A 1087-nucleotide genomic window follows, 5' to 3' on the forward strand; every position below is an offset into this window, starting at 1 on the left:
CTATGAATAAAACAACTTTTAAAATATCGAAGATGGACTGCCCTTCGGAGGAAAACCTAATCCGAATGAAATTAGAGGGCCACTCGAATATTGAACATCTTGAGTTCGATATTCCTAACCGTCAATTAACTGTGTTTCATCATGACAATATAGAAGGGATAGAGACTGCTATTCATGACCTAAAATTAGGAGACACCCTACTCTCGACCGAAACCATTGACCCCTCTGATCCCAACAATAATTTTAAAATTGATGCTGACTCTAGTCACAAAAAAGATGCTGAGCAAAGAAAGCTACTATGGATAGTGCTGGTCATTAACTTTGCTTTCTTTATTATTGAAATGAGCACGGGACTGATTTCTCGTTCGATGGGGTTGGTCGCCGACAGCTTAGATATGTTAGCAGATAGCTTCGTGTACGGAATTAGCTTATTTGCGGTCGGTGGAACGGTCATTAAGAAAAAACGGATTGCTAGAATTGCCGGATATTTTCAAATTACGCTAGCGATTCTTGGTTTTTTAGAAGTACTAAGACGTTTCTTTGGCAATGAGCAGTTACCTGACTTTTCTACCATGATAGTCATATCGATTCTTGCGCTAATTGCAAACTTGATTTGCCTCTATTTACTACAAAAATCGAAAAGCAAAGAAGAAGAAGCCCATATGCAAGCCAGTATGATTTTCACTTCAAACGATGTGATTATCAATTTAGGGGTAATTGTTGCAGGGATTTTGGTTAATTGGTTACACTCTAGTACGCCTGATTTGATTATTGGTAGCATCGTATTTGCTTTAGTTATTCAGGGCGCCTTTAGAATATTGAAGTTGAGTAAGTAGCCAAGCCTAATAACTGAAGCAAATAGCTCAAGTAAGTAGCTTAATTAAACCGCTAAGTGTAAAGTAACTGGGTTTGAAGCAAATAAACATCATAAGGATATGAGACCTCAAGCAATGATTGAACAAACTTTAAATCTAGTCACCACCAAAGACCATCAGCAAGTTGCCGTTTGGCGAATAATAGATGATGAAGTCTTTGATAAGAATCTGGGAGACCTTCCTAAATTTTGTGTAAGTATTTAATCTAAACG

General features: G+C 37.5%; 1 protein-coding gene. It reads left to right on the forward strand.

Annotation, left to right across the window (positions count from 1 at the left end; genetic code table 11):
• The first annotated feature begins 2 nt into the window (after positions 1-2).
• On the forward strand, positions 3-836 hold the full coding sequence (locus AAEY83_RS12665; protein ID WP_058023794.1) for a cation efflux transmembrane domain-containing protein: 834 nt from the start codon (positions 3-5) through the stop codon (positions 834-836).
• The last annotated feature ends 251 nt before the right edge of the window (positions 837-1087 follow it).

Origin of the sequence: Psychrobacter sp. TB20-MNA-CIBAN-0197, from assembly GCF_040309765.1 — a bacterium.
GTDB lineage: Bacteria > Pseudomonadota > Gammaproteobacteria > Pseudomonadales > Moraxellaceae > Psychrobacter > Psychrobacter submarinus.